Source organism: Rhodobium orientis, from assembly GCF_003258835.1.
Lineage (GTDB): Bacteria > Pseudomonadota > Alphaproteobacteria > Rhizobiales > Rhodobiaceae > Rhodobium > Rhodobium orientis.
The window spans coordinates 14,472-41,243 of sequence record NZ_NPEV01000047.1 but is presented as its reverse complement, the minus strand read 5'-3'; the positions used below and the strand labels follow the sequence as shown (position 1 = coordinate 41,243).

The window sequence follows — 26,772 nt, the reverse complement described above, 5'->3', positions numbered from 1 at the left end:
CGAGGAAGGCGAGGACGTCCTCGCGGGAGGGCAGGGTGGCGGCGGTCTTTCGCGCTGCCGTCTTCTTGGGGCGTGGCATCGGGGGTTCCGGTCGAAAACAAATATGAGCCCGGCGGACGGGCGCCGGGCGGACCGGTGCTTTCGCCGTTCAGGGGGCGGGGTTACCGGAAATGTGGCGCCCCGGCCGTTCGCAGACAAGCCCCGGGGCGCGGTAAAGCGCCAAAAGACGGTCAATCACGCTGCCGGAAGCCTCAGAAGGGCGCGGTTTCGTCCTCGTCCGCGGCCTTTTTCTTGGCGGTCGATTTCTTGGCCGTCGGCTTCTTGGCGGCGGCCTTCTTCGTGGCCGCCTTCTTGGCCGCCGATTTTTTTGCGGCCGGCTTCTTCTTTGCCGGTGCCTTGCCGGCCTTGGCCGTGATCATCTCAACGGCCTGTTCCAGGGTGACGTCCTCCGGCTTTGCGTCCTTCGGCAGGGTGGCGTTGACCTTGCCGTGGTTGACGTAAGGCCCATAGCGGCCGTCGCGCACGGTGATCGGGCCGCCGGCGTCGGGGTGCTCGCCGAGTTCCTTCAGAACGGCGGCGCCTCTGCCGCGCCCGCCCTTGGCCTGCTTTTCCGCGATCAGGGAGACGGCGCGGTTGAGGCCGACGGTGAACACCTCGTCGACATTGTCCAGGTTGGCGTAGGTGCGTTCGTGCTGGACGAAGGGGCCGTAGCGGCCGATGCCGGCGCTGATCATCTGGCCGGTTTCCGGATGCGGTCCGACCTCGCGCGGCAGGCGCAGCAGCCGCAGCGCTTTTTCCAGATCCATGGCGGCGACGTCCCAGCCTTTCGGGATGGTCGCGCGTTTCGGCTTGTCGCCCTCGCCGAGCTGGATGTAGGGGCCGAAGCGGCCGTCGCGGAGCGTCACCATCTCGCCGGTTTCGGGATCGGTGCCGAGTTCGCGCGGGCCGGTCTGGGCCGCCGCGCCGTCCTCGCCGTTTCCTTCCACGAGCTGGCGGGTGAAGCGGCATTCGGGATAGTTGGAGCAGCCAATGAAGGCGCCATAGCGGCCGACCTTCAGGCTGAGGCGGCCGTCGTCGCATTGCGGACAGGCGCGCGGGTCGGTGCCGTCTTCCTTTGCCGGGAAAATGTGCGGACCGAGGATCTCGTTGAGCGCGTCGAGCACCTCGGAGACGCGAAGGTCCTTGATCTCGTCGACGGCGCCGGAGAAGTTGCGCCAGAAATCGCGGAGCACCTCCTTCCAGTCGAGTTCGTCGGCGGAGATGCGGTCGAGCTCTTCCTCAAGGCCCGCCGTGAAGTCGTACTCGACATAGCGCTTGAAGAAGCTTTCCAGGAACGCGGTGACGAGCCGGCCCTTGTCCTCCGGCACCAGGCGCTTCTTGTCGAGCCGGACATATTCCCGGTCGCGCAGCACGGTGAGGGTGGAGGTGTAGGTCGACGGCCGGCCGATGCCGAGCTCTTCCATCTTCTTGATGAGGGTCGCTTCGGTGAAGCGCGGCGGCGGCTCGGTGAAGTGCTGGCTGGCGACGATCTTTTCCCGGCTCGGTTTTTCGCCCGAGGCGAGCTTCGGCAGCCGGCGGCTCTCCTCGTCCTCCTCGTCGTCCTTGCCTTCCTGGTAGAGGGCGAGGAACCCGTCGAAGCGCATGACCTGGCCGGTAGCACGCACGATTGCGGCGCGGGTGCCGTCGACGGCGTCGATGTCGACCGTGGTGCGCTCGATCTCGGCCGACTGCATCTGGCTGGCGACCGTGCGCTTCCAGACGAGGTCGTAGAGCTTTGCCTGTTCGGCATCGAGGAACCTGGACACGTCCTTCGGCCGGCGCCGGAGATCTGTCGGGCGGATCGCCTCGTGGGCCTCCTGGGCGTTCTTGGCTTTGGTGGAATAAAAGCGCGCCTTTTCGGGCACGTAGCGGGCGCCGTAGTCGGCCTCGATGACGCCGCGGGCACCGGAAATCGCTTCCGGCGCAATCTGCACGCCGTCGGTCCGCATATAGGTGATGAGGCCGACGGTCTCGCCACCCATGTCGATGCCCTCATAGAGCCGCTGGGCGATCTGCATGGTGCGCTGGGCGGCAAAGCCGAGCTTGCGCGAGGCCTCCTGCTGCAGCGTCGAGGTGGTGAAAGGCGGCTGCGGGTTGCGTTTTGTCGGCTTGGCCTCGACCGAGCGCACGGTGAAGGTCGCGCGCTCCAGGTGGGCCTTCAGGTCCATCGCCTGGGCTTCCGAGCCGATGTCGAGACGGGTGATCTTCTTGCCGTCGGCGCCGACGATGCGCGCCTCGAAAGCGTCTCCGGCCACGCTTTTCAGATGGGCGATGAGGCTCCAGTATTCCTGGGCAACGAAGGACTCGATCTCGCGCTCGCGGTCGCAGACGAGGCGCAGCGCCACGGACTGGACGCGGCCGGCGGATCGCGCGCCCGGCAGCTTGCGCCAGAGCACCGGCGACAGGGTGAAGCCGACGAGGTAGTCCAGCGCCCGGCGCGCCAGATAGGCATCGACCAGGGGTACGTCGATCGCACGGGGCTTTGCCATCGCATCGGTGATCGCCGATTTCGTCACGGCGTTGAAGACGACGCGCTCGACCGGCTGGTCCTTCAGCACCTTCTTGGCCTTCAGCACCTGCAACACATGCCAGGAGATCGCCTCGCCCTCGCGATCCGGGTCGGTTGCGAGGATCAGGCCGTCGGACGATTTGACCGCCTTTGCAATCTCGCTCAACCTCTTGTTGGCCTTGCCGTCGACTTCCCAGGTCATGGAAAAGTCGTTGTCCGGATCGACGGATCCGTCCTTTGCCGGCAGGTCCCGGACATGGCCGAAGGAGGCCATGACCTGATAATCGGAGCCGAGATATTTGTTGATCGTTTTCGCCTTGGCGGGCGATTCGACGATGACGACGCGCATGGATTTCCGCAAAAACAGGGCGTTATAAGGGGTCGGGCCGGTGATTGGAGGCCTGCCCGAGGGTGCCCGTGTGTAGAGACGAACCCCCGACCTCGTCCAGAAAAATCGTGAATCACCGTCACGAAGTCAAATAGGAAACCGAAAGCGGCGCGCAATAGCCGGGGAGGTCGGGTGCCGTTTCCTCGCCTCGATACAACCAATACGTTTAATTTGATAAAATGCATCCCTTCGGATACAATTCGTTGCATCCGGCACCCGTGACGTCAGGTTGTGCGCTTGGGCCGGTATCTAAGGGCGTGGCGTTCGTCTGCCATCCCCGCAACGGAGATGCAACACGGTTCATGAGTGCCCGTATCGAAGCCTCGCAGGCGGATACCGCCCTTTACATTGAAAACATGTGCGCGGAGCTGCGCAACATGGCGGCGACTGCCGACCTCAACATGCTCGCCTATCTGCTCGACATCGCCCGAGAAGAGGCGGCGGCGCAGACCATCTCCATCCGGCCGATGCCGAAGGCCTCCAACACTGCCTCCTGATTGCGGTTGGTTGTACAAAAATCGAAATACAATGTTCAGGTAGTACAACCGGGCTGTCCCGGCCCGGGTGCGGCAGGGTCCCGATTCTCCTCCCGGTGCTCCGCTCAGTAGACCAGCGACACTTTCTGCGCGCCGTGGCGCTCCAGCCGGCCGGCGACCTCCAGTTCGATCAGCACGATCCGCACGGCGGCAACGGACAGGCCGGTGTGGCGGACGATGTCGTCGACGGTGACGGGCGTCGTACCCAGCGCATCGACGATCTGTTGCCGCGTCGCGTCGTCCGGCTCGGAGATCGGGAAGGGGGTGTCGGACCCCGGCTCTTCCACCGACGTATCGAAGGCCGGGCCACCCGAATCGATCACCGGCGACAGGGCTGTGAGGATGTCGCCGACGGAAAGCACCATGGTGGCGCCGTCCTTGATCAGCCGGTTGCAGCCTTCCGTGCGCGGATCGAGCATCGAGCCCGGAGCGGCGAACACTTCGCGGCCCTGTTCCAGGGCGAAGCGGGCGGTGTGGAGCGCGCCCGACCGGCGTGAGGCCTCGACGACGACGACGCCATAGGAGAGCCCTGAAATCAGACGGTTGCGGCGCGGGAAGTCGCGGGCGCGCGGCGCCCAGCCGAAGGGCATCTCGCTGACGATGGCGCCGCCGGCGTTGACGATGGCGCGATAGAGGTCCTCGTTCTCCGGCGGGTAGATGTGGTCGAGGCCACCGGCGAGCACGGCGACCGTGCCGGTCTCGATGCTCGCCTTGTGGGCGGCGGTGTCGATGCCGCGGGCGAGCCCGGAGACGATGACGAGGTCGGCGGCGGCGAGTTCGCCGGCCAGCTTTGCCGCGATCTTGCAGCCGGCGATGGAAGCGTTGCGGGCACCGACGATGGCGACCGCGTTGCCGGCGAGCGGTGTCGCATCGCCGATGACGGCAAGGAGCGGCGGCGGCGCGTCGATGAAGCGCAGGAGGCGGGGATAGTCCGGCTCGCCGAGGGCGACGAAGCGGGCGCCGAGGGCGTTGCAGCGGTCCAGCTCGTCCTCCGCATCGATCTGCGAGCAGATCCGGATGCGCCGCTTGGCGCCGCCCCGGCGGGAGAGCTCCGGCAGGGCCTCCAAAGCCTCGGTCGCCGAGCCGTAGTGGTTGACGAGGCTGCGGAACGTTGCCGGGCCGATGTTCTCCGAGCGGATGAGCCGCAGCCAGGCGAGCCGCTGGGCATCGGTGAGCCGGATGGAACTCTGCTTTCTGTCCGGCCCGTCCTCGCTCATGCGCTCATCCCATGGGGGTTACGACCGGGCACCGATCTTGGGCTCGGTGCCGGACACCAGCCGGGCGATGTTGGTCCGGTGCTTGAACCAGGCAAGAAGGGCTAGGACCACCGTGAAGACGGCCAGTTTCGGCTGGTTGAACCCCAGGGCCACCACCGGGGTCAGCGCGCTGGCGACGAGCGCCGACAGCGAGGAGAACCGCGTGATCAGTGCGACCACCAGCCAGATGGCGCAAAAGGCGACGGCTATCGGCCAGGAAAGGCCGAGGAGCACGCCGATGAAGGTGGCGATCCCCTTGCCGCCGCGGAATCCCAGCCAGACCGGGTAGAGGTGCCCCAGAAAGGCGCCGAGGCCGGCGACCATGGCCGCCTCGAACGACCATTCGGCGGCGATGGCCGCGGCCACCGTTCCCTTCAGCACGTCGCCAAGGAGCGTCAGGAATGCAACGCCCTTGTTGCCGGTCCTCAGCACGTTGGTGGCGCCGATATTGCCGGAGCCGATGGCGCGGATGTCGCCGAGGCCGAACAGCCGGGTGAAGATCAGGCCGAAGGGGATCGAGCCCAGGAGATAACCAAAGACAAGGGCGATCGCCATGTGCGGCCAGGGAAGGGACCAGGAGAGGATGTCGGTCATGGCCGGACCCCTAAGGACTGTTACGTGTCAGAGTAGGTATATCTGGTTTGCCCTGCAACCATCGTGCGCAGCACCCGGCCCTGGAAGCGGGCGCCCTCGAAGGGCGTGTTCTTGGCCCTCGACCGCATCTTCGTCTCGTCGAGGATCCAGGGCGTGTCGGGGGCAAAGACGACGACGTCGGCGCGCGCGCCGGTGCGCAGCGTGCCGGCTTCGATGCCGAGGATCTCGGCCGGCCGCGTCGACAGGGCGCGGATCGCCGTCGAAAGCTCGATGTCGCCGGAATGGACGAGGCGCAGGATCGCCGGAAGCAGGGTTTCCAGGCCGATGGCGCCGTCGGCGGCCTCGGCGAAGGGGTGGCGCTTGGTCTCCACGTCCTGGGGATCGTGGCTGGAGACGACGACGTCGATGGTGCCGTCTGCAAGGGCCGCGACCATTGCCATGCGGTCGTCCTCGGAGCGCAGCGGCGGCGACATCTTGAAGAAGGTGCGGTAGGCGCCGATGTCGTTCTCATTAAGGGTGAGATGGTTGATCGAGACGCCGGCGGTGACCCCGAGCCCGCGTCCCTTGGCCGCGGCGATGGCGGCAGCCGAGTCGGCGCAGGAGATCTGGGCGGCGTGGTAGCGCCCGCCGGTCAGCGCCACGAGCCTGAGGTCGCGTTCGACGACGATGATCTCCGCCTCGCGCGGCACACCGCCGAGGCCGAGCCGGGTCGCCGTCTCGCCCTCGTTCATGACGCCGGCGCGGGCAAGGTCCGGATCCTCGGTGTGGTGGACGATGAGGCCGTCGACGCTCTGCGCATAGGTCAGGATGCGGCGCATCACGCTGGCATTGGTGACGGTGTGGCGCCCGTCGGTGAAGGCGACCGCGCCGGCCTCGCGCAACAGGCCGAGTTCGGCCATCTCCACGCCGGCGAGGCCCTTGGTCAGGGCCGCCATCGGGTGGACGTTGACGATGGCGGTGTCGCGGGCGCGCCGGTGGACGAAGTCGACGAGGGCCGGCTCGTCGATGGGCGGCTCGGTGTCCGGCATGGTGACGATGGTGGTGATGCCGCCGGCCGCGGCCGCCTGGCTCGCCGAGGCGAGCGTCTCGCGGTGCTCGAAGCCCGGCTCGCCGACGAAGACGCGCATGTCGACGAGGCCCGGCGCGACGACGGCGCCCCGGCAGTCGATGGTCTCGAAGGTGCCCGGATAGCTTTCGTTGCCGCCAATCTCGGTCGCGGCGATGCGCCCGTCGATGATGATGAGGTCGCCGACGGCGTCGACATTGCGCGCCGGATCGACGATGCGCCCACCCTTCAGAACCGTCGGCTTGTTGCTATCGGCCATCATTGTCCTCGCTGGGGTCAGCGGTTCGGCAGGTGGGCGGCGAGGGCCTCCAGGACGGCCATGCGCACGGCAACGCCCATCTCGACCTGCTCGTTGATGACGCTCTGCGGTCCGTCGGCGATCGCCGGGTCGATTTCCACGCCGCGGTTCATCGGCCCCGGATGCATGACAAGGGCGCCCGGCTTGGCGTAGTCGAGCTTTTCCTGGTCGAGCCCGTAGTAGCGGAAATACTCGCGCACCGACGGGATGAAGGAGCCGCTCATGCGCTCGCGCTGCAGGCGCAGCATCATGACGACGTCGGCATCCTTCAGGCCCTCCTTCATGGAGGTGAAGACTTCCGGCACCATGTTCTCGATGCCGACCGGCAGCAGCGTCGGCGGCGCCACCACACGGACCCGGGCGTTGAGGGCGGACAACAGGAGGATGTTGGAGCGCGCGACGCGGGAATGCAGGATGTCGCCGCAGATCGCCACCGTGAGGCCCTCTATCCGGCCGAGGTTGCGGCGGATGGTCAGCGCATCGAGCAGCGCCTGGGTCGGATGCTCGTGGGCGCCGTCGCCGGCATTGACGACCGAGCATTCGGTCTTCCTGGCCAGCAGTGCGACCGCACCGGCGGCGTGGTGGCGCACGACCAGAAGGTCCGGATGCATGGCGTTCAGCGTCGCCGCGGTGTCGATCAGGGTCTCGCCCTTCTTCACCGAGGAGGAAGCGACCGACATGTTCATGACGTCGGCGCCGAGACGCTTTCCCGCAATCTCGAAGGACGACTGGGTCCGGGTCGAGGCCTCGAAGAACAGGTTGATCTGGGTGCGCCCGCGCAACACCGCCTTCTTCTTTTCCACCTGCCGGCTGACGCCGACCGCCTCATCGGCGAGGTCGAGAAGGGTGACGATCTCCTCAGGCGTCAATCGCTCGATGCCGAGGAGATGGCGGTGCGAATAAATCGCGGCTTGTTTGGAACTTTCAGCGCTCATTAAAGCAATGCGTATAGGAGGAATCACGGGGTGCGGCAAGCGTGGGGCGGGCCCGCCGGCCCCCCGGAATTGCGGGGGTTCGCGTATAGCTGGAAGGCATGGCGCGCTTCGCGCGAGGCCTTTCGCCCGTGCCGGTCTCTCGCGAGCCTTCCCGCATGGCAACGGCCGGGTCGGCAAAGGGCGGATTTACGCCACTTTGCGGGCCGGATCGTACTCTAATACCTCTCCTTGCCGGCGCCTCCGGATCGGTGCCGGCGATGCTTTGCCGCCTTTGCGGCGTGGAACGATCCGGTGCCTACGTGTTTAAGTCATCCACAGCTAATCGAATCGCAAGGGGACAGCCGCGGTCATGAATGAACGGAACGACGCGACGCACGAGGTGACGAACCAGGCGCCGCCCTTTGCCGGACGCAACATCTATGAGAGCGATTCGCTGCTGATCGGCGTTCTTGAGTCCGTCATCGACCCGCCGATCGAGGCCGAGCTGGTGAAGCTCGGCGCCTTCTACGGCTCGCGGGAGGCGAACGAGTTTGCCCGGCTCGCCAATACGCAAGGCCCGAAGCTGCGCACCCACGATGCCTGGGGCAACCGGCTCGACACGGTGGAATTCCATCCATCCTACCACGCCTTCATGCGCAGGGCCTTCGAGGCCGGCCTTGCCGCCTCGCTGTGGCAGGAGGGCGGCGCAGAGACCGGACGACGCTACCAGCTCCGGGCGGCGCGGATGTTCCTGGCCGCCCAGGCCGAAAGCGGGCATCTGGCGCCGATCGTCACGACAAGCGCGGCCATCGGGGCGGTCGGGCGGGCAGCGGAGCTCGGCCACTGGCGCGAGAAGCTGGTCTCGCGGCGCTACGACCACCGGTTCCTAACGGTGGACAAGAAGCTCGGCGCCTCCATCGGCATGGGCGTTGCGGAAAAGCAGGGCGGCACCGACCTGACAGCAACGGCGACGCGGGCCGTCAGGGCCGACGGCGGCAGCTATAGGCTCACCGGGCACAAATGGTTCGTCGCCGGTCCGATGAGCGACGGCTTCGTGGTGCTGGCCCAGGCCGAGGGTGGGCTGAGCGCGTTCCTGGTGCCGCGCATCCTGGCCGACGGCAGCGTCAACGCCATCCGCTTCCAGCGCCTGAAGGACAAGCTCGGTAACCGTTCCAACGCCACGGGCGAGGCGGAGTTCGCCCATGCCACTGCCCATCTCCTCGGCGCGCCCGGCAACGGCTTTGAGACCATCGCGGAGATGGCCGACCATATCCGCCTCGACTGCTGTGTGGGGTCCGCGGCCCTGATGCGCAGCGCGGCGGCGCAGGCCGTCCACAACGCCCGCCACCGGTTCGTCTTCGGCTCCGAACTTATCGAGCAGCCGCTGATGGCGCGCTCGCTCGCTGACATGACGCTGGACGTCGCCGCGGCGACCGCGCTCGCCTTCCGGCTGGCGCGCGCCTACGACAACCGGGACAGCGATCCGGCCGAGGCCGCCTATGCGCGGATCATGACGCCGGCGGCGAAATACTGGATCACCAAGGCCGCGCCGCCGCTGATCACGGAAGCGCTCGAATGCTTCGGCGGCAACGGCTATGTGGAGGACTTCGACCTTGCCCGCATCTACCGCGAGGCGCCGTTCAACGCGCTCTGGGAAGGCGGCGGCAACGTCATGTGCCTTGAGGTGCTGCGGGTGCTGGAAGCCGACGGCGAGGCGCTCGATGCGGTGCTTTCCGACATCAAGGCGGCGCTCGGCGACACGTCTCTCGTCTCCATCGATGTGCTACGCGCGGCCGCTCGCGCCTGCATCAACGATGTGGGCTCGGCACGGATTCTCACCGAACAACTCGCGCTGACGGCGGCCGCCGCCGCGGCCCGGCGCTATGCGCCGCGGCTGATCGCGGATGCCTTCCTGCACTCGCGCCTCGGCAGCCAGTGGCGCGCCACCTACGGCATGCTCGACGCGCGCTTCGACGCCCAGGCGATCGTCGACTACGCTTTTCCGGATGTTTGAATGAGTTTCGTCAGACCAGGATCAGGAGCGCGATCGGCAGGGTGACCGCCGCGACGACGGTCTGGAAGGTCAGGATCTCCGCCATCAGCTTGTCATCGCCGCCCATCTTGCGGGCCAGCACGTAGGACGAGGACGCCGCCGGCACGGACGTCGCGATGATGGCGACCGCCAGGGCCATGCCCGTCACCCCGATCAAGGTGCAATAGAGCGCCGCAATCAGCGGCATGCCGATGAGCCGGGCGGCGACGCCGAGGCCGAGGGCGCCGGTCGGCCGGCGCAGCACGGAGAGGTCGAGGCCGGCACCTATCGATAGGATGCTGGCGGCAAGGGCCGACCTCCCGAGGGTTTCCAGGGTCGTCATGGCGACCACCGGCAGTTCCAGATCCAAGAGGTTCAGGAAAATGCCGATGGCGCAGGAGATGATGAACGGGTTGCGCGCCAGGTTGAGGACGAAGCCGCGCACGGTCGGCGCCGGGCCGTCCACATAGACGGTCAGCGCGCTGACGACGATGAGGTTGAGGAGCGGGATCATGGAGACCACCGCGACCGCCATCAGCGCAAGGCCGGCATCGCCGAACAGGTTGGCGCCAAGGGCAAGGCCGATGAAGGTGTTCCAGCGGATCGAGCCCTGCAGCACGGAGGTGAAGCGCGGACCGGTCAGCTTCAGCGGCCCGGCGATCAGCGGCCGGACGGCGATGAGGATCGCGGCCATGGTGGCGACGGTCAGGAAAAGAGCAAGGCCGAGCGAGCCGAAGGGCAGGGTGTCGAAGTCGGCCCGCATCAGCGTGTAGATGATGATCGCCGGAAAGAAAACGTTGTAGGCAAGGGTTTCCAGGCCGCGCCAGCCCTCGTCGCGGACGATGTTGTAGTGGGCGAGCGTCCAGCCGGTCGCGGTCATGATGATGACCGGAAGCAGCGCGTTGAGGGCGTCGGCAAAGGAGATCATGGGGCCATCGCCCCGCGCCGGTTCGCCAGCCGGTCGAGGAACCCTTGCAGGATGAAGGCGGCCGCCGCGGCGTCGATCTTGGCCGCCCGTTTCTTGCGCGACAGGTCCGCTTCCAGCATAGCCCGCTCCGCGGCGACGGTCGACAGCCGCTCGTCCCAATAGGCGATGGGAAGCTCGGTCAGAGCGGAGAGGTTGCGGACGAAGGCGCGGGTCGCCTGGACGCGCGGGCCTTCGGAACCGTCCATGTTGAGGGGCAGGCCGAGGACGAGGCCGGAAATCTCGTTCTTGTCGGCCAGCTCCAGCAGCGCTGCGGCGTCCTTGCCGAACTTGACCCGTCGGATCGTCATCAGCGGCGTTGCGATCTGGCGGCCGCCGTCCGAGACCGCGATGCCGATCGTCTTGGTGCCGAGGTCGAGGCCGAACAGGCGCGCGCTGGGGCTGAGCCGTTCGGCGAAATCGTCGAAGGAAAGGGTCGGGTCGTTGGCCATGTCGAACCCTCTAGCACGCAACGGGCAAAATCACACAGGCAATCGGGCGTTGTCGGGACGTTCGCCAAATCGGCGCCCCGCGCAGTTTCGCCGCGCAGCGAGACTGTTTGACCGCTCCGGGTTTGTGCGTAGCATGGCGCCCAACAAAAAGAGGGAGGGCAGGGTGCGCGATCTGGAGGGGATCCTTGGCGATGCCGTCGCCGCCGGCGATGCGCCGTATCTGGTGGCGATGGTCGCCGACCGGCAGAGGGTGTTGTGGTCCGGCAGCGCCGGCGAGGCGGCGCCCGGCAGGGCGGCGGCGACCGACACCGTCTTTCGCATCTATTCCATGACCAAGGCGGTCGGCTCGCTGGCGGCGATGCTGCTGGTGGAGCGCGGCCAACTCGGCCTCGACCAGCCGGTCGACGAGGTGCTGCCGCAATTCGCCGAGCTGAAGGTCCTGGATGGCTTCGACGGCGAGGAGCCGGTGCTGAGGCCGCCGAAGACGCGGGCGACGATCCGGCACCTGGCGACGCACACCTCCGGCCTCGTCTACGAGTACTGGAACGCGGACCTTGCCGCCTATCTGGAACGCACCGGCCGTCCGTCGGTGATCTCAGGGCGTGCCGCCGGGCTCGCCTATCCGCTCGCCTTCGATCCGGGAACGCGCTGGGGCTACGGCATCGGCATCGACTGGCTCGGACGTGTCGTAGAGGCCGTCGACGGGCGCCGCATCGACAAATTCTGTCAGGACGAGATCTTTGCCCCGCTCGGCATGACCGATACGGGGTTCGAAGCCGGCGAAGGAGACGCGGGGCGGCTCGCCGCCGGCATGTCGCGCGGCCGCGACGGAACCCATGCGCCCTTCGGCATGACGCCGCCCTCGGAGCCGGAATTCTACGGCATGGGCCATGCGCTGTTTTCCACCGCGCCGGATTATCTCAAATTCCTGCAGCTCTTCCTCAACGGCGGGAAACATGCCGGCGGGCGGCTGATCGGGCCGGAAAGCTTCGAGGTCATGGCGACGAATCAGATCGGCGATCTCCGGGTGACGCCGATGGTCTCGGCGATGCCGCGGCTTTCCGCCGACGTCGACCTTTTCCCGGGCGCCCAAAAGACCCACACATTCGGCTTCGTGCGCTTGGAAGAGGACGTGCCGGGGATGCGCGCTGCCGGCAGCCTCGGCTGGGCCGGCATCTTCAACACCCATTACTGGATCGATCCGGCAACGGGGATTGCCGCGGTCCTGATGACGCAGGCGCTGCCCTTTGCCGATCCGCGATTCATGGATGTTTTTCAACGCTTTGAGCGGGCCGTCTACGGCCGCTTCGGCAATACATCGTAGCACATTTTCTTGCTCGACCCCTTTGGAATCCTCCAAGGTAGCGCCACATTCCTGATTGAGACCGGTGGCACATTCAGGCCACCGCACATAAGCTATCTTCGGAGGTCGACATGCAGCTTACCTGGTTCGGACATTCAGCCTTTCGCATCGATATCGACGGCGCGTCGATCCTGATCGACCCGTTCCTGTCCGGGAACCCGTCCTATGAGGGCACGGTGGAGGCGGCGTCCGACGGCGTTACCCATGTGCTCCTGACCCACGGCCACGACGACCATCTCGGGGACGCCATCGACATCTGCAAGGCGACGGGCGCGCAGCTCACCGGCAATTTCGAGATCTGCATGTGGATCGCCTCCAAGGGCATCGAGAACGTCAATCCGATGAATACCGGCGGCACCGTCGATGTCGGGCCGTTCAAGGTCAGCCTGACGGTGGCGCACCATTCCTCTTCGACCCAGTCGGAGGGCCAGCCGCCGGTCTATCTCGGCAATCCCCACGGCATCGTGGTGACGGCGCCGGGCGAGCCGGTGCTGTTCCACATGGGCGACACGGACATCTTTTCCGACATGGCGCTGATCGACGAGATCTATGCCCCGAAGGTCGGGATCGTCCCGATCGGCGACCGCTTCACTATGGGGGCCAGGACCGCGGCGATGGCCTGCACCCGCTTCTTCAATTTCGAGACCATCGTTCCCTGCCACTACGGCACCTTCCCGATCATCGACCAGGACGCGGAAAAGTTCGTCTCCGAACTGGGTCCTGACGGCGACAAGGTGGCGGTGCCGCAGGTCGGCAAGCCGATGTCCCTTTAATTTCTTTCCTACACAAGAGGACCGAGACCCATGCCAGGATCCAAGACCCCGCCCTTCGGCGGCGGCGTCAAGGCCGCAACGCCGACCAAATGCCCGCGCTGCGGCACCATCTTCGACTGCGAGATGGAGAGCGGCGACTGCTGGTGCATGAAGCCGGACTACAAGCTGCCGATGCCGGAGTCCGCCGAGCCGGCCTGCTACTGCCCGAAATGCCTGAAAGAGGTGGCGGGCGAGAAGGTTGCAGCCGAGCTTGAGGCGTTCAAGGTGAAGCGGCCGTAGCCTTTCGGCGCCCGCAGTCAGGCGGGCTTGCGCGCCAGAACCAGATCGCCCGGCACCGGGACGCCCTCCTGGTGGCGGACGGTGATCGGCTCGGTGTGGAAGCGCGCAAGGCCAGCGGCCGTCAGCGTGCGCTCGATATAGCTGCCGGCATGGGCGAAGCGCTGGTTCGGCCCGACCATATAGGGCCGGCCGGCAAGCACATCGTCGGGAAGGGATTCCGACGAAAAGCCGAACACGCCGTTTGCTGCAAGGTTCGCTGCGACGCCGGCAAAGAAGCCTTCCAGATCACCGAGATAGGGCAGCACGTCCGTGGCGACGATGAGGTCGAAGGGCGTTCCGTCCTTCGCCGTCTCAAGGAACGTCCCGGCCTCGGCGACGTAGAGCTCGTCATAGACCTCGCGCTCGTGGGCGACCTCGATCATGCCCTCCGAAATGTCGACGCCGACCCGGAAGCTGGTGCGCTCCTCCAGGGCCTCGCCGGAAAGGCCGGTGCCGCAGCCGAGATCGAGCAGGCGCGGATAGGGACCCGGCGCCAGCTCCTTCAGCCGGTCCTCGACCAGGAGCGGGACGCAATAGCCGAGCTGGTCGACGAGGATCATGTCGAAGACGTCGGCATGCTGGTCGAAGAGCGTGGCGACGTAGGCGTCGGGCGCCTTTGCTGGGGTCTCGCCGCGGCCGATGGCGGCAAGGCGCACGGCAACGCCGCCATGGTCGGCCGGGTCGAGCTCCAGGACCTTCTGATAGGCGACGACGGCCGCCTCCAGGTCGCCGGCCTTTTCCAGGTCCAGCGCGGCGTTGTAGGCCTCGGCAAGGGCGTCGTCGGTGTCCGTCTCGGGCTCGGTCATTTCAAATCTTCACAACGGGTCAGGCTCCCGGACCTTTCTTCAGCATACGCCGGGCAAGGATCGGCAGCACCACGATCATCATCAGGAACCGCGAGGTGTGGTGGGCGGCGACGAAGGCCGGGTCGAGGGCGAGCGCGAAGGCCAGCACCGTCATGGCATCGAGGCCGCCGGGCGCGAAGGCCAGCAGCGTCTTGGCGAACGGCGCGTTCAGCATTTCTGCGATGCCGAAGGCAAGGACCGTGTTGACGGCCATGGCGATGGCAAAGGCGATGGTCGCCGGCCGCAAGACGGCAGCGACGCTGGAAAAGGTCGCGCCGACGAAGCGTCCGCCGATCACGCTGCCCATGATGACGAGGCCGGGCACCAGGAAATAGGACGGCAGGCGGCCCTCGGCGATGCCCATGCCGTGCAGCACGGCGCTGCCGGCAAAGGCGCCGAGCAGGATGCCGGCCGGAACCCTCAGCCAGAAGAAGAGGGCGGCACCGACGCTGCCGGCGGCAAGCTGGATCGCCGCCTGGTCGAGGCCGGATGCTGCCTTCAGCGGCAGGCCGCCGCCGGCATCGCCGCCCGAGCCGATCAGCGTGACGATGGCGGGCAGCGAGATGACCAGGATGAAGACCCGGATCGACTGGGCGACCGTGACCTTCTGCATGTCGGCATCGGACTGGTCGGCGACGGCGACCACATAGGACAGCGCCCCCGGGATCGCGGAAAACAGCGCGGTCGAGGACGTCCAGCCGACGATGCGGTGGAGGTAGAGCCAGACGAGGCCGATGACGACGGGCTGGATCAGGATGAGGGCGGCGATGGAGACCGGCCACTTGCTGACGTTCTCGACGATGTCGGGAGTGACGCTGGCGCCCATGGAGACGCCGAGCAGCAGGAAGGCGATCGCGCGCAGCCAGCGCGGGATCGGGCCGCTGACGCCCGTCAGCGAGGCGAAGGAGACCGCGACCATCGACCCGCAGAGCCAGGACGCCGGCACGTTGAGGAGCGTCAGGACGCCGCCGCCGGCGGCGCCGATGGCCAGCGTCTGGGCGATCTTGCCGAAGCCGCCGGGGCGGAAGGAAAAGCCGGGTCGTGTCATCCGTGTGCTCAAAGGTGGCGGGGCCGGTCGACGCGGGCGGGAAAACGGGACATGACGCAGCCATGCTGCATGCGGCGCGGCCTTGAAGGGCCTTCACGAAACGCCGTCTATCCGTCTGGTGGAGCGACCTGTTTTCCGGCCGGTCGAGGCTTGGCGAAGGCCTCTCATATCGCATTTTTCGCCAATTGGCACGGGGGGCGCCGAAAAAGCGGTTGGCGGCGATCACGATGCTATTGGCGGGGCTTGCAAAAACCGGCTACGCAGTTACCCTGAGGCCGCATGTGGTGGGCGCATACGGGTTTTCCCCTGGTTGCGCTGGCCGAATGGAGGGGCAAGGCACAGCCGCCCCGGACAGACAGGACATGAAACAGACTGACACAATCAGGAGGAGTAACGTGATGATCCGCAAGATCGGCCTGTCGGCCCTTGTCGCGATCGGTATGGCCCTGCCGGCGTCCGCCGCCGAACAGCAGTTCATCTCGATCGGCACGGGCGGCGTCACCGGCGTCTACTATCCGACCGGCGGCGCGATCTGCCGCCTCGTCAACAAATCCCGCAAGGAGCACGGCATCCGGTGCTCGGTCGAATCGACGGGCGGGTCCGTCTACAACATCAACACCGTGCGTGCCGGCGAGCTGGAATTCGGCGTCGCCCAGTCGGACTGGCAGTACCACGCCTACAAGGGCACCTCGAAGTTCGAGGACCAGGGTCCGTTCGAGAAAGAGCGGGCGGTGTTTTCCGTCCATCCGGAGCCGTTCACGCTGCTGGTGCGCTCCGACGTGGACGTTGCGAAGTTCGAGGACCTGAAGGGCAAGCGCGTCAATGTCGGCAACCCCGGTTCCGGCCAGCGCGCCACCATGGAAGTCGTCATGGACGCCTTCGGCATGACCATGGACGATTTCGCGGTTGCCGCCGAACTGAAGGGCTCGGAGATGGCCCAGGCGCTGTGCGACGGCAAGATCGATGCCATGATCTACACCATTGGCCACCCGGCCGCGGCGATCACCGAGGCCACCACCACCTGTGACGTCAAGCTGGTGGACGTGGCCGGTGATCCGATCGACAAGCTGGTCGCGGACAACCCGTACTACCGTACCGCGGTGATCCCGGGCGGCATGTATCGCGGCACCGACGAAGACACCCACACCTTCGGTGTCGGCGCCACCTTCATCTCGTCGGCCGACGTGTCGGACGATGTGGTCTATGTGGTCGTCAAGGCCGTCTTCGACAACTTCGAGGACTTCAAGAAGCTTCACCCGGCCTTCGCCAATCTGAAGGAAGAGGAGATGATCAAGGACGGTCTCTCCGCGCCGCTGCATCCGGGCGCAGTGAAGTACTACAAGGAACGCGGCTGGATGTAATCCGGTCTGCCAGAAGGGGCGGTCCTGACGGGCCGCCCCTTTTTCGATCCCGCGGGAGCGCCCTCAAAGGGGAGCCAGCAAGGGGGCGCTCCGGTCATCAGTTCAGTTTTTTCTCGCCGGGCCGCCGATCGCGGCATCCGCCCGGCGCGCCGCAAGGCCCGGCCGACCGACGCCAAGATCGGAGGTCACGGCACGACTTCGGCGACGGAGGGGGTATTCCATGTCGGACAGCAACGGCTCTGGCACGGCCAGCAAACGGCCCGAAATCGACGTCGACGAACTTGTTGCCCAGGTTGACAGCGGAGCGCGTGCGCCGACCGGCGCCGTCGGCCTCTTCGTCGTGGCGCTGGCCTTCATCTGGTCGACGTTCCAGCTCTATATCGCCTCCGGGGTGCCGTTCTGGCTGAATGAGGTGACCGGCCTCAACGTTGTCTTCAACAATTCCGAAGCGCGCATCATCCATCTCGCCTTTGCGATCGCGCTCGCCTCGCTCGCCTATCCGCTGTTCCGGACGAGCTCGCGCCATTCGGTGCCCTGGTACGACTGGGTGCTGGCCATCCTCGGCGCCGGCGCCTGCCTCTACCTCATCATCAACAAGGAGGCGATCGCCAACCGGGCCGGCCTGCCGACGACGGCGGATCTGATCGCCTCGACCATCGGCATGCTGTCGCTGGCGCTCGCCGTCTACCGCACGCTCGGCCTGCCGATGCTGATCGTCGCCGGCGTCTTCGTCTTCTACGTCTTCTTCGGCCACCTCAGCTTCTGGCCCGACGCGATCCAGTGGAAGGGCGCGTCCTTCGGCAAGGCGATGTGGCACTACTGGATGCAGCTCGAGGGCGTCTTCGGCGTCGCACTCGGGGTCTCGGCGTCGATGATCTTCCTGTTCGTGCTGTTCGGCGCGCTCCTGGAAAAGGCCGGTGCCGGCAACTACTTCATCAAGCTCGCCTTTGCCCTTCTCGGGCACTTGCGCGGCGGACCGGCCAAGGCCGCCGTCGTCGCCTCGGCGATGAGCGGGCTTTATTCCGGCTCCTCGATCGCCAACACGGTGACCACCGGCACCTTCACCATTCCGCTGATGAAGCGCACCGGGTTCGCGCCGGAAAAGGCCGGCGCCGTGGAAGTCGCCTCGTCGACCAACGGCCAGCTCACGCCGCCGGTGATGGGTGCCGCGGCCTTCCTGATCTCCGAATTCACGGGCATCTCCTATACCGAGATCATCAAGCACGCCCTGGTGCCGGCGCTCGTCTCCTACATCGCGCTCGTCTACATCGTTCACCTGGAAGCCCTGAAGCTGAACCTGAAGGGCATGGAAAAGCCGCCGGCGCATCTCACCCTGATCCAGAAGCTGATCGGCTTCCTCACCGGCTTCATCGGCATCGCGGCGCTCGGGCTTGCCGTCTATTATGGCCTTGGCTGGATCAAGGTCGCGTTCCCCAACATGACCGTGTGGGCCTCGACGCTGCTGTTCGCCGCCGCCTATCTGATCCTCGTCTTCATCGCCGCAAAGCGGCCGGACCTGGAAGTCGACGATCCGGACGCGCCGCTCGCGGTGCTGCCGCGGGCCAACGAGGTGGCGCTGACGGGCCTCCACTATCTGTTGCCGATCGTCGTGCTGTTGTGGTGCATCCTGATCGAGCGGTTGTCGCCGGCGCTTTCGGCGTTCTGGGCGACTGTGGCGATGGTCTCCATCGTGCTGACCCAGCACGCGCTGAAGTCGATCTTCCGCGGCGAGGCGGCGATCGCCACCGGGCTTGCCCAGGGGGTCGGCGATTTCGTCACCGGCATGATCGCGGGTGCCCGCAACATGGTGCCGATCGGGGTGGCCACCGGCGTTGCCGGCGTCATCATCGGCACGGTGTCGCTGACCGGCCTGCACCAGATCGTCGGCGAGTTCGTGGAGTTCGTCTCCGGCGGCAACCTGATGGTGATGCTGATCCTCGTCGCCGTGATGAGCCTGGTGCTCGGCATGGGCCTGCCGACGACGGCGAACTACATCGTCGTCTCCTCGCTGATGGCGCCGGTGATCGTCTCGGTCGGCGCCCAGTCCGGCCTCGTCGTGCCGCTGATCGCCTGCCACATGTTCGTGTTCTATTTCGGCATCCTTGCCGACGATACGCCACCGGTGGGACTTGCGGCGTTCGCGGCGGCGGCGATCTCCGGCGGCGATCCGATCAAGACCGGCCTGCAGGGCTTTGCCTACGACATCCGCACCGCGCTGTTGCCGTTCATGTTCATCTTCAACACCGAGATCCTGTTGATCGATGTGACCATCGCCAAGGCGGTGTTCGTCTTCGTCATCGCGGTCGCGGCCATGATGCTGTTTGCCGCGGCGACACAGGGCTATTTCTTCGCCCGCAGCCGGATCTGGGAATCGGCGATCCTGCTGGTCATCGCCTTCACGCTCCTGCGGCCGGCCTTCTGGCTCGATTTCGTGCAGCCGCCCTACGACATCCGGCCGGGCAGCGACGTCGAGCAGATCGTGGAGAAGCTGCCGCCGGGCGCGCATGTCAGGTTGCTGGTGCGCGGGCCCGATTTCGACAAACCGGACAAGACCAGCGAGCTCACCATCCTTGCCGATCTCGGACCGGCGGGCGACGGCGTCAGCCGCCTCAATAATGCCGGATTGACGGTATTGGAGGAGGGCGGCAAGGCCAAGCTGGACGAACCGATGGCCGGCACCTCGTTCTTCACCAAGTTCCAGATGTTCGATTTCTACGGGGACAACCCGGTCGAGATCGCCGAGGTGCAGCTGGAGGCCGAACGCATGCCGAAGGAGATCTTCTACATTCCGGCCGTGCTTCTGCTCATCGGCGTCATCCTGCTGCAGCGCCGGCGCCAGACCCAGCCGGCGTTCTGAGGAAAAGCCGGCAGGGTTCGGTTAAGGTTTGCGCGGCATTGATAGGTGTGCGTTTCAGTGACCGCGTGCCGCCAGTGACGGCTGGCCGGAGGCGTCCGGGTGAAAGCGGCGCCCGGCCGCCGGAGTGAACGAGACGATGCGGATTTGGCCGCTGCGTACGTCGGTTGAGGCATCTTCTGCGGGACGTTCGCCCCGCCTTCCGGGAAGCGGCCAAATGCGCTTCCGCCCAGAACCGTCTGCGCATTTCGCGACCACGCTCATCAAAGAAAGAATGACATGTTCGACAAGATCCTCCTGCCGATCGACCTCGATGAGGAGAGTTCCTGGCAAAAGGCGCTGCCGGTGGCCGAGCTGCTGGCCGCCGACTACGGCGCCGAACTCAACGTCCTTGCCGTCATCCCGACCTTCAACATGTCGGTCGTCGGCTCCTACTTCCCGCAAGGCTATGAGAAGCAGGCGATGGCCGACGCCAAGGAGCACCTGAAGAAGCTCCTGGAGGCCGAGTGCAAGCGCGACAGCGTCAAGGTCAAGGGCCATGTCGCACACGGCACCATCTACCAGGAGATCATCCAGGTCGCCGACGACCTTGGCTGCGATCTCATCGTCATTTCCAGCCACCGTCCGGAACTGAAGGACTATCTTCTCGGCCCGAACGCGGCGCGCGTCGTACGCCACGCCGGGCAGTCCGTGTTCGTGGTGCGCAACTAGAGCCCTTTCCAGGTCCCCGAGATCCCACATCCGCAGAAAGGGCGTTGTTCGATGCGCTCGCGCCACCTGTTCGGCCGGCACACCAGGGCCGATCTTCCCGTCGCCGTCGCCGGCGAGGGTCCCTATCTCATCGACGCCGAGGGCCGGCGCTATCTCGATGCCTGCGGCGGGGCCGCCGTCTCCTGCCTCGGCCACGGGCGGAATCCGGTGACCGAGGCGGCGAAGGACCAGCTCGACCGGATGGCCTACGCCCATACCAGCTTCTTTACCTCCGAGCCGGCCGAGGAACTCGCCGACCGGCTGATCGCGCTGGCGCCGCAGGGTATCGAACGGGTCTATTTCGTCTCCGGCGGCTCGGAGGCGACCGAAGCCGCGATGAAGCTGGCGCGGCAGTATTTCCTGGAGACCAGCCAGCCGGAGCGCCGGCACATCATCGCCCGCTGGCAGAGCTACCACGGCAACACGCTGGGGGCCCTTTCGGCCGGCGGCAACCGCTGGCGGCGCGGCCAGTTCGAGCCGCTCCTGTCGGGCGCCATGCACCATATCGATGCCTGCCACTACTGGCGCTTTGCCGAGGAGGGCGAGGGCCCGGAGGAATACGGGCTCCGGGTCGCCAACCAGCTTGAGGACAAGATCCTGGCGCTCGGGCCGGAAACGGTCGCCGCCTTCATCGCCGAGCCGGTGGTTGGGGCGACCATGGGCGCGGTTCCGGCCGTGCCGGGCTATTTCCAGCGCATCCGCGAAATCTGCGACCGGTATGGCGTGCTCCTCATCCTCGATGAGGTGATGTGCGGCACCGGGCGCACCGGCACCCTCTTTGCCTCCGAGCAGGAGGGCATCTTCCCGGACATGGTGTGCATCGCCAAGGGCATCGGCGCGGGCATCCAGCCGCTCGGCGCCATGCTCTGTTCCGACAGGATCTTCGCCGCCGTGGAAGCCGGGTCCGGCTTTTTCCAGCACGGCCACACCTATATCGGCCATCCGGTGGCAACGCGCGCCGGGCTCGCCGTCCTCGACGAGTTCGAGAAGCACGATCTCCTGTCTAACGTCCGGGAGATGGGCAACCGGCTGATGACGGCGCTGATCGGCCGCTTCGGCAACCGCTCCCATGTCGGCGACATCCGCGGGCGCGGGCTCTTCCTCGGCCTGGAACTGGTCGACAACCGGATGACCAAGACGCCGTTCGACCCGAGCCTCAACCTGCACGCCCGGATCAAGAAGGCGGCGATGGCCGAGGGTCTGATGTGCTACCCGATGGGTGGCACCGTCGACGGCCTGCGCGGCGACCACATCCTGTTGGCGCCGCCCTATACGATCACCGAAGAGCATGTGGGCGAGATCGTCGACAAGCTCGACCGGGCGCTCGACGTCGCCTTCGAGCAGGTGGCTGCATGAGCGGTCCGGCCGTCGTCATGGTGGCGCCGAACGGCGCCCGGCGCCTGAAGTCCGACCATCCGGCGCTGCCGGTGACGATTGCCGAGACGGCGGCGAGCGCGCGGGCATCACTTGCCGCCGGCGCCCAGGCGATCCATTGCCATGTGCGCGATGCTGCCGGCGGCCATGTGCTCGATGCCGGGCTCTATCGCGAGGCGATCGCCGAGATCACCCGGCTGACCGGCGGCCAGATGGCGATCCAGATCACCACGGAGGCCATCGGCCGCTACCGGCCGGACGAACAGGCGGCGGTCGTGCGCGAGACGATGCCCGATCTCGTCTCGGTCGCGCTTCGTGAAATGGCGCTTGCCGACGACGCCGAGGCGCGGGCTTTCTATGCCTTTGCGGCGGAGGCCGGGATCGGCGTCCAGCACATCGTCTATGAGCCGGGTGAGGTGAGGGCGTTTTCCGATTGCGTTGCCAGGGGTATCGTTCCGTCGGCTTCGCGTCACGCGCTGCTCTTCGTGCTCGGGCGTTACAGCGCCAGCCTTGAATGCGATCCGACGAGCCTCGTCGGATTCCTTGCGGCGCTCGACGCCGTGGAGCTGACGGACCGGACCGACTGGATGGTCTGCGCCTTCGGGCGCGGCGAGACGGCGGCGCTGACCGCGGCTTTGGCGCTCGGCGGCCATGCCCGCGTCGGCTTTGAAAACAGCCTCGTCCATGCCGACGGCTCGACGGCCATCGACAATGCCGACCGGGTCGGCGGAATCGCGGATATGGTCACGGCGCTCTGCCGCGGCCGGGCGAGCCGCTCGCAAACGGCCGCAATGCTTGGCGCGGCAACGGTTTCAGCCGGCTGATCTCAATTACTTCGATCCATCGTAAAGCCCCGGAGAAACAAAGGGATGCCGTTGGTTCCTGCAGTGTGCCGCGGCGCGGCTTCCTGCGGCATTGTGCCGATTTTTGAGAACGCTATTGCAAATCATTCGCAATTGGTGCAGAAACGGGCATGTGACCCGGCTGAACCGCAGCCGCGGTGCCGCCGCCCCCGGTGCGCCCTCCCGTTGCCGATGGCGCGACAACCACAGGAAGACAGAGCGATGACGCAAGCCACCGTGAATGCCACAGACCCCCGGACCAAGGTTGCCCGGCGCGATGCCGCGCGCGAAGCGGTCGGACGGCGCCAGGCCGCAGCGCGGGCGCGCCGCGCGGTGGCGACCTCGCTGGAGACCTCGACCCTGATCGGCTCGTCCTCGGCGGCCTGCCAGTTCCTGAAGCTGTTCTCCAACGAGACGCGGCTGCAGATCCTTGCCCTTCTGGCCGAGGGCGAAAAGGCCGTGCACGAGATGGAATCGCTGCTCGGCATCCGCCAGCCGGCGCTCTCCCAGCAGCTCGCCTATCTGCGTGCCGAGCGCATCGTCACGACCCGGCGCGAGGGCAAGTCGATCTACTACACGCTGACCAGCGGCCAGGCACGGTCCGTCCTCGACGTCGTCTACAAGATGTTCTGCCAGGACGGCTGCCGCGAGACCAACTGCGCCATGCAGCGGGTGCGCCACGACGCCGACGCCTGATCTCCGGGGCCTGACCCCGGGGCCCGGGGTTTCAGGGTCGCAGGGCGCGTTGCCGCTCTGGACGCGCTGCGGTCTTCCCTCCTACCATGCGGTTCGGGCCCGCTGTCCTGTGCGGGCGCCGTACGCCGTTTCGGGGGAGGGAAGGATGCACTGTTTCTGCCGCGCCAAGCTGATCGCCTTTGTCGCCGTCCTCGCCTGGCTGGCGGTCGCCGCCGTCAGCGCCAGGGCTGACGAGGGAACGGAGGCGGACGCACGGGCGCTGCTCACCCGCTTTCTCGATCCGGCCGCCGACCGGGCGGCGCTGACCGGCGAACTGCAACCGTTCACCGAGGACTACACGGCGGCCTACAAGGAGCCGATGGCGACGCGGCTTGAGCAGATCTACGCGAACCTTTGGGGTACCGGTGTTGCCATCGGGCCGAAGCCCGGCCAGACCGAATTGCTCGTTACCTTCGCGACGACCGACCAGCTCATTGCCGGCGAACCGGTGCTTGCCGAGTTTCCCGGCGGCTACAAGGCGGTGCTGCCGCACCTGAAGCCCGGCAACGCCATCGTCCGGTTCAAGTTCGTGGAGCCGGGCGAGACCATCGGCATGGCCTTCGACGGGCTGATCCACGTCAACGGCCACTGGGTGCTGATCCCAAAACCCTGGCTGGCGGTGGAGTAACTTTCAGAAACTGCCGATAGGTGCACGGCTACGGTCGTCGGATCGAAGTCGAACCGCCCTATGGATTGCCGGGTCGGCCTCCCCAGGCTCGCGTCGCGGGCCGCTCCCCGTCCTCCGGACCCTCGCAATGACGCTGAAATCATTACGAAATCGTCATTGCGAGCGCAGCGAAGCAATCCAGGGCGGCATTTTTCGGGCGTAGACGTTACGCCGCTCAGGCCGACGCCATCGCGGCAAAACCCGTTTCCAGATCCTCGATGAGGTCCTGAGGGTCTTCCAGGCCGATGTGGACGCGGATCAGCGGATTGGTGTCGTCATATCGGGTCGCCGTGCGGTTCGGGCCGGGCTTGGCGAGGATGGCAAGGCTTTCAAAGCCGCCCCAGGAATAGCCGAGGCCGAAGAGCTCCAGGGTGTCCAGGAACGCGGCGACGGCCGTGGCCGGCACCGACGGCTGCAGCTCGAAGGCAAAGAGCCCGCAGGCGCCGGAGAAATCGCGCTTCCAGATGGCATGGCCGGGATCGGTTTCGAGCCCTGGATGGCGCACGGTGACGACCTCTGGGCGCCCCTGCAGCCAGCGCGCGACCTTCAGGGCGCTCTCCATGTGCCTTTCCAGCCGCACAGCCATGGTCCTGAGGCCCCTCAGCGCCAAGTAGACGTCGTCCGGGCCGACATGCTGGCCGAGCGCGCGATGGGTCGCCTTCAGGTCCGGGAAGGTCGCCTCGTTGGCCGAGACGGTGCCGAGCATGACGTCGGAATGGCCGACGATGTATTTGGTGCCGGCCTGGATGGAGAGGTCGATGCCGTTTTCCAGCGGCCGGTAGAAGAGGGGCGTTGCCCAGGTGTTGTCGATGGCGGTGCGGATGCCGCGTGCCTTGGCGACGTCGACGAAGGCCGGGATGTCGACCATCTCGAAGGTGAGGGAGCCGGGCGCCTCCAGGAAGATCAGCCTGGTGTTGTCGCGAATGAGGTCGGCGATGCCGGAGCCGATCGCCGGATCGAAATAGGTCGTCTCCACGCCCATGCGCTTCAGCACCGTCTCGCAGACATTGCGGGTCGGGGCGTAGACCGTGTCGATCATCAAAAGGTGATCGCCGGCGCCGAGCATCGACAGCAGCGCCACGGAGATCGCGGCAAGGCCGGACGGGGCGAGGCAGGTGCCGGCCGCGCCCTCCAGATCGTTTAGCGCCGTCTCCAGCGCCTCGGAGGTCGGCGTGCCCTGGCGCCCGTAGGTGTAGGGCTGGGTCCGCACCTGCATCGCCTCGACGGAGTCGTAAAGCACGGTCGATGCATGGATAACCGGCGGATTGACGAAGTAACGGTTTTCACCGTGGTTGCGACCGCTGTGGGCGAGCACGGTGGCGGGACGGCGGGCATGGGTCGTTTTACGATCGGGCATAGTTGTTAGGTCTTGAGCTTGCTGCGGCGCGGAAATCCGGGCCGGGCCGGTGGGGGAGGGATCGATGAAGCATTTTTGCTTTGTGCGTGCAACCCCTTGACCCGGGGTGCTAAATGCCCTGTGATGGCAACCGACGGACGGCGGTTCCGCCGGTGTGAGGGGGAGTTATACTTATGTTTTCCCGATGCGCCGTCGGACAGCCGCGTGGCGGGGTAATTCGCCATCCGTGAAAAATCATAAACGAGGGTAACAGAAAAGGCTGCGAGTGATCATGACAATGAAAATTATGCCTTTGGTATTGGGTGCCGCCGTCGCGCTGGCCGCGACCGCCGCCAATGCCGGCACGCTTGACGACGTCAAGGCAAAGGGCTTCGTGCAATGCGGCGTCAGCCAGGGCCTGCCGGGCTTTTCCAATCCGGACGATCAGGGCAACTGGACCGGCCTCGACGTCGACTACTGCCGGGCGCTGGCCGCGGCGATCTTCAACGATCCGTCCAAGGTGAAGTTCTCCCCGCTGTCGGCCAAGGAGCGCTTCACGGCCTTGCAGTCCGGCGAGATCGACGTGCTGCCGCGCAACACGACCTGGACGATGAGCCGCGACACGGCCCTCGGCCTCAACTTCGTCGGCGTCAACTACTATGACGGCCAGGGCTTCATGGTCCGCAAGTCGCTCGGCGTTGCCTCCGCACTGGAGCTGTCGGGCGCCAATGTGTGCACCAACACCGGCACCACCACCGAGCTCAACGTCGCCGACTACTTCCGCTCCAAGGACATGCCCTACCAGATCGTCGCCTTCGAGAAGGCCGACGAGGTCGTGCAGGCCTATGACGCCGGCCGTTGCGACGTCTACACCACGGACGCCTCGGGCCTCTATGCCCAACGCCTGAAGCTGACCAATCCGGACGAGCACATGGTGCTGCCGGAGATCATCTCCAAGGAGCCGCTCGGCCCGGTCGTGCGCCAGGGTGACGACGAGTGGTTCAACCTCGCCAAGTGGGTGCATTTCGCCGCCATCAACGCCGAGGAACTGGGCGTCACCAGCGCCAATGTCGACGAGATGAAGAACAGCGAGACCCCGTCCGTCAAGCGCCTGCTCGGCACGGAAGGCGAATACGGCAAGGCCATCGGCCTGTCCAACGACTGGGCCTACAACGTCATCAAGCACGTGGGCAACTACGGCGAGATGTTCGAGCGCAATGTCGGTCCGTCGACCCAGCTCGGCATCGCCCGTGGCCTCAATGCCCTGTGGTCGAAGGGCGGCCTGCAATACGCACCGCCGGTCCGCTAAGGACCCTCAAAAGCTTGCGTCCCGGCCCTTGCGGCCGGGGCGCCCGCGCTGCGGACGGACTTTAAAAAAAATCCTTCCAACCGCCGCAGCGAGCTCAATTGCACATGGGGTGCCCCGTCGGGGCGACGGGAGTGCCGCGTCTGCGTGAC

At 66.4% G+C, this 26,772-nt stretch carries 23 protein-coding genes; 13 read left to right on the top strand and 10 right to left on the bottom strand.

Annotation, left to right across the window (positions count from 1 at the left end; genetic code table 11):
• Positions 1–251: 251 nt before the first annotated feature.
• A complete protein-coding gene (gene topA, locus CH339_RS18310; protein ID WP_111435826.1) occupies positions 252–2,897 on the bottom strand; it encodes a type I DNA topoisomerase in 2,646 nt (881 codons plus the stop codon).
• Between the two features lie 341 nt (positions 2,898–3,238).
• On the opposite strand from topA, the gene CH339_RS18305 reads away from it, so the two are divergent.
• The gene (locus tag CH339_RS18305) at positions 3,239–3,433 is read left to right on the top strand and encodes a hypothetical protein (protein WP_111435825.1); all 195 of its coding nucleotides are present in this window, start codon (positions 3,239–3,241) and stop codon (positions 3,431–3,433) included.
• Between the two features lie 104 nt (positions 3,434–3,537).
• On the opposite strand, the gene dprA is transcribed toward CH339_RS18305, so the two are convergent.
• Genes dprA through CH339_RS18285 form a run of 4 tightly spaced genes read right to left on the bottom strand, consistent with a single transcriptional unit; the run spans position 3,538 to position 7,621 of the window.
• Positions 3,538–4,689 carry a DNA-processing protein DprA gene (gene dprA, locus CH339_RS18300; protein WP_111435824.1) on the bottom strand — a complete coding sequence of 384 codons (1,152 nt, stop codon included), beginning with the start codon at positions 4,687–4,689 and terminating at the stop codon, positions 3,538–3,540.
• An 18-nt stretch (positions 4,690–4,707) separates the two neighbouring features.
• Positions 4,708–5,322 carry a glycerol-3-phosphate 1-O-acyltransferase PlsY gene (plsY, locus tag CH339_RS18295; RefSeq protein WP_111435823.1) on the bottom strand — a complete coding sequence of 205 codons (615 nt, stop codon included), beginning with the start codon at positions 5,320–5,322 and terminating at the stop codon, positions 4,708–4,710.
• 20 nt (positions 5,323–5,342) lie between these two features.
• Positions 5,343–6,650 (bottom strand): dihydroorotase, encoded by a 1,308-nt coding sequence (locus CH339_RS18290; RefSeq protein ID WP_111435822.1) that lies wholly within the window; start codon positions 6,648–6,650, stop codon positions 5,343–5,345.
• Positions 6,651–6,664: 14 nt separating this feature from the next.
• Positions 6,665–7,621: an aspartate carbamoyltransferase catalytic subunit gene (locus CH339_RS18285; RefSeq protein WP_111435821.1), complete on the bottom strand. Its 957-nt coding sequence runs from the start codon at positions 7,619–7,621 to the stop codon at positions 6,665–6,667.
• Between the two features lie 349 nt (positions 7,622–7,970).
• Between CH339_RS18285 and CH339_RS18280 the strand changes: the two genes are divergently transcribed.
• Positions 7,971–9,614: an acyl-CoA dehydrogenase family protein gene (locus tag CH339_RS18280; RefSeq protein ID WP_111435820.1), complete on the top strand. Its 1,644-nt coding sequence runs from the start codon at positions 7,971–7,973 to the stop codon at positions 9,612–9,614.
• Positions 9,615–9,624: 10 nt separating this feature from the next.
• Here the strand turns inward: CH339_RS18280 and CH339_RS18275 are convergent, their stop codons facing one another.
• Complete coding sequence (locus CH339_RS18275) at positions 9,625–10,560, bottom strand: AEC family transporter (protein ID WP_111435819.1); 936 nt, start codon at positions 10,558–10,560, stop codon at positions 9,625–9,627.
• Entirely contained in the window at positions 10,557–11,048 is a 492-nt protein-coding gene (gene ruvX / locus CH339_RS18270) for a Holliday junction resolvase RuvX (protein ID WP_111435829.1), read from the bottom strand. The genes CH339_RS18275 and ruvX overlap by 4 nt, the downstream gene beginning before the upstream one ends.
• A 163-nt stretch (positions 11,049–11,211) precedes the next feature.
• Between ruvX and CH339_RS18265 the strand changes: the two genes are divergently transcribed.
• The 3 genes from CH339_RS18265 to CH339_RS18255 all read left to right on the top strand — a co-directional run bounded on the left by CH339_RS18265 (position 11,212) and on the right by CH339_RS18255 (position 13,463).
• Positions 11,212–12,372 carry a serine hydrolase domain-containing protein gene (locus CH339_RS18265; RefSeq protein ID WP_170138574.1) on the top strand — a complete coding sequence of 387 codons (1,161 nt, stop codon included), beginning with the start codon at positions 11,212–11,214 and terminating at the stop codon, positions 12,370–12,372.
• Between the two features lie 110 nt (positions 12,373–12,482).
• Positions 12,483–13,184 carry a metal-dependent hydrolase gene (locus tag CH339_RS18260; protein ID WP_111435817.1) on the top strand — a complete coding sequence of 234 codons (702 nt, stop codon included), beginning with the start codon at positions 12,483–12,485 and terminating at the stop codon, positions 13,182–13,184.
• A 30-nt stretch (positions 13,185–13,214) separates the two neighbouring features.
• On the top strand, positions 13,215–13,463 hold the full coding sequence (locus CH339_RS18255; protein WP_111435816.1) for a cysteine-rich CWC family protein: 249 nt from the start codon (positions 13,215–13,217) through the stop codon (positions 13,461–13,463).
• Between the two features lie 17 nt (positions 13,464–13,480).
• On the opposite strand, the gene CH339_RS18250 is transcribed toward CH339_RS18255, so the two are convergent.
• Entirely contained in the window at positions 13,481–14,308 is an 828-nt protein-coding gene (locus CH339_RS18250; RefSeq protein ID WP_111435815.1) for a class I SAM-dependent DNA methyltransferase, read from the bottom strand.
• Positions 14,309–14,327: 19 nt separating this feature from the next.
• Positions 14,328–15,395, bottom strand: a complete 1,068-nt coding sequence (locus tag CH339_RS18245) for an AbrB family transcriptional regulator (protein WP_111435814.1) — start codon at positions 15,393–15,395, stop codon at positions 14,328–14,330.
• Between the two features lie 380 nt (positions 15,396–15,775).
• On the opposite strand from CH339_RS18245, the gene CH339_RS18240 reads away from it, so the two are divergent.
• The 7 genes from CH339_RS18240 to CH339_RS18210 all read left to right on the top strand — a co-directional run bounded on the left by CH339_RS18240 (position 15,776) and on the right by CH339_RS18210 (position 23,939).
• On the top strand, positions 15,776–16,756 hold the full coding sequence (locus tag CH339_RS18240; protein WP_420825894.1) for a TAXI family TRAP transporter solute-binding subunit: 981 nt from the start codon (positions 15,776–15,778) through the stop codon (positions 16,754–16,756).
• Between the two features lie 220 nt (positions 16,757–16,976).
• A complete protein-coding gene (locus CH339_RS18235) occupies positions 16,977–19,613 on the top strand; it encodes a TRAP transporter permease (protein WP_111435812.1) in 2,637 nt (878 codons plus the stop codon).
• 276 nt (positions 19,614–19,889) lie between these two features.
• Positions 19,890–20,321, top strand: coding sequence for a universal stress protein (locus CH339_RS18230; protein ID WP_111435811.1), 432 nt, complete (start codon positions 19,890–19,892; stop codon positions 20,319–20,321).
• 51 nt (positions 20,322–20,372) lie between these two features.
• On the top strand, positions 20,373–21,716 hold the full coding sequence (locus tag CH339_RS18225) for an aspartate aminotransferase family protein (protein ID WP_111435810.1): 1,344 nt from the start codon (positions 20,373–20,375) through the stop codon (positions 21,714–21,716).
• Entirely contained in the window at positions 21,713–22,558 is an 846-nt protein-coding gene (locus CH339_RS18220) for a 3-keto-5-aminohexanoate cleavage protein (protein WP_111435809.1), read from the top strand. The genes CH339_RS18225 and CH339_RS18220 overlap by 4 nt, the downstream gene beginning before the upstream one ends.
• Before the next feature lie 240 nt (positions 22,559–22,798).
• Positions 22,799–23,272, top strand: coding sequence for an ArsR/SmtB family transcription factor (locus tag CH339_RS18215; RefSeq protein WP_111435808.1), 474 nt, complete (start codon positions 22,799–22,801; stop codon positions 23,270–23,272).
• A 145-nt stretch (positions 23,273–23,417) separates the two neighbouring features.
• Positions 23,418–23,939 carry a hypothetical protein gene (locus CH339_RS18210; RefSeq protein ID WP_111435807.1) on the top strand — a complete coding sequence of 174 codons (522 nt, stop codon included), beginning with the start codon at positions 23,418–23,420 and terminating at the stop codon, positions 23,937–23,939.
• A 214-nt stretch (positions 23,940–24,153) separates the two neighbouring features.
• Here the strand turns inward: CH339_RS18210 and metC are convergent, their stop codons facing one another.
• Positions 24,154–25,335 (bottom strand): cystathionine beta-lyase, encoded by a 1,182-nt coding sequence (gene metC / locus CH339_RS18205; RefSeq protein ID WP_111435806.1) that lies wholly within the window; start codon positions 25,333–25,335, stop codon positions 24,154–24,156.
• A gap of 271 nt (positions 25,336–25,606) precedes the next feature.
• Here metC and CH339_RS18200 point away from each other — a divergent pair, with 271 nt between their 5' ends.
• On the top strand, positions 25,607–26,623 hold the full coding sequence (locus CH339_RS18200) for an amino acid ABC transporter substrate-binding protein (RefSeq protein ID WP_111435828.1): 1,017 nt from the start codon (positions 25,607–25,609) through the stop codon (positions 26,621–26,623).
• The last annotated feature ends 149 nt before the right edge of the window (positions 26,624–26,772 follow it).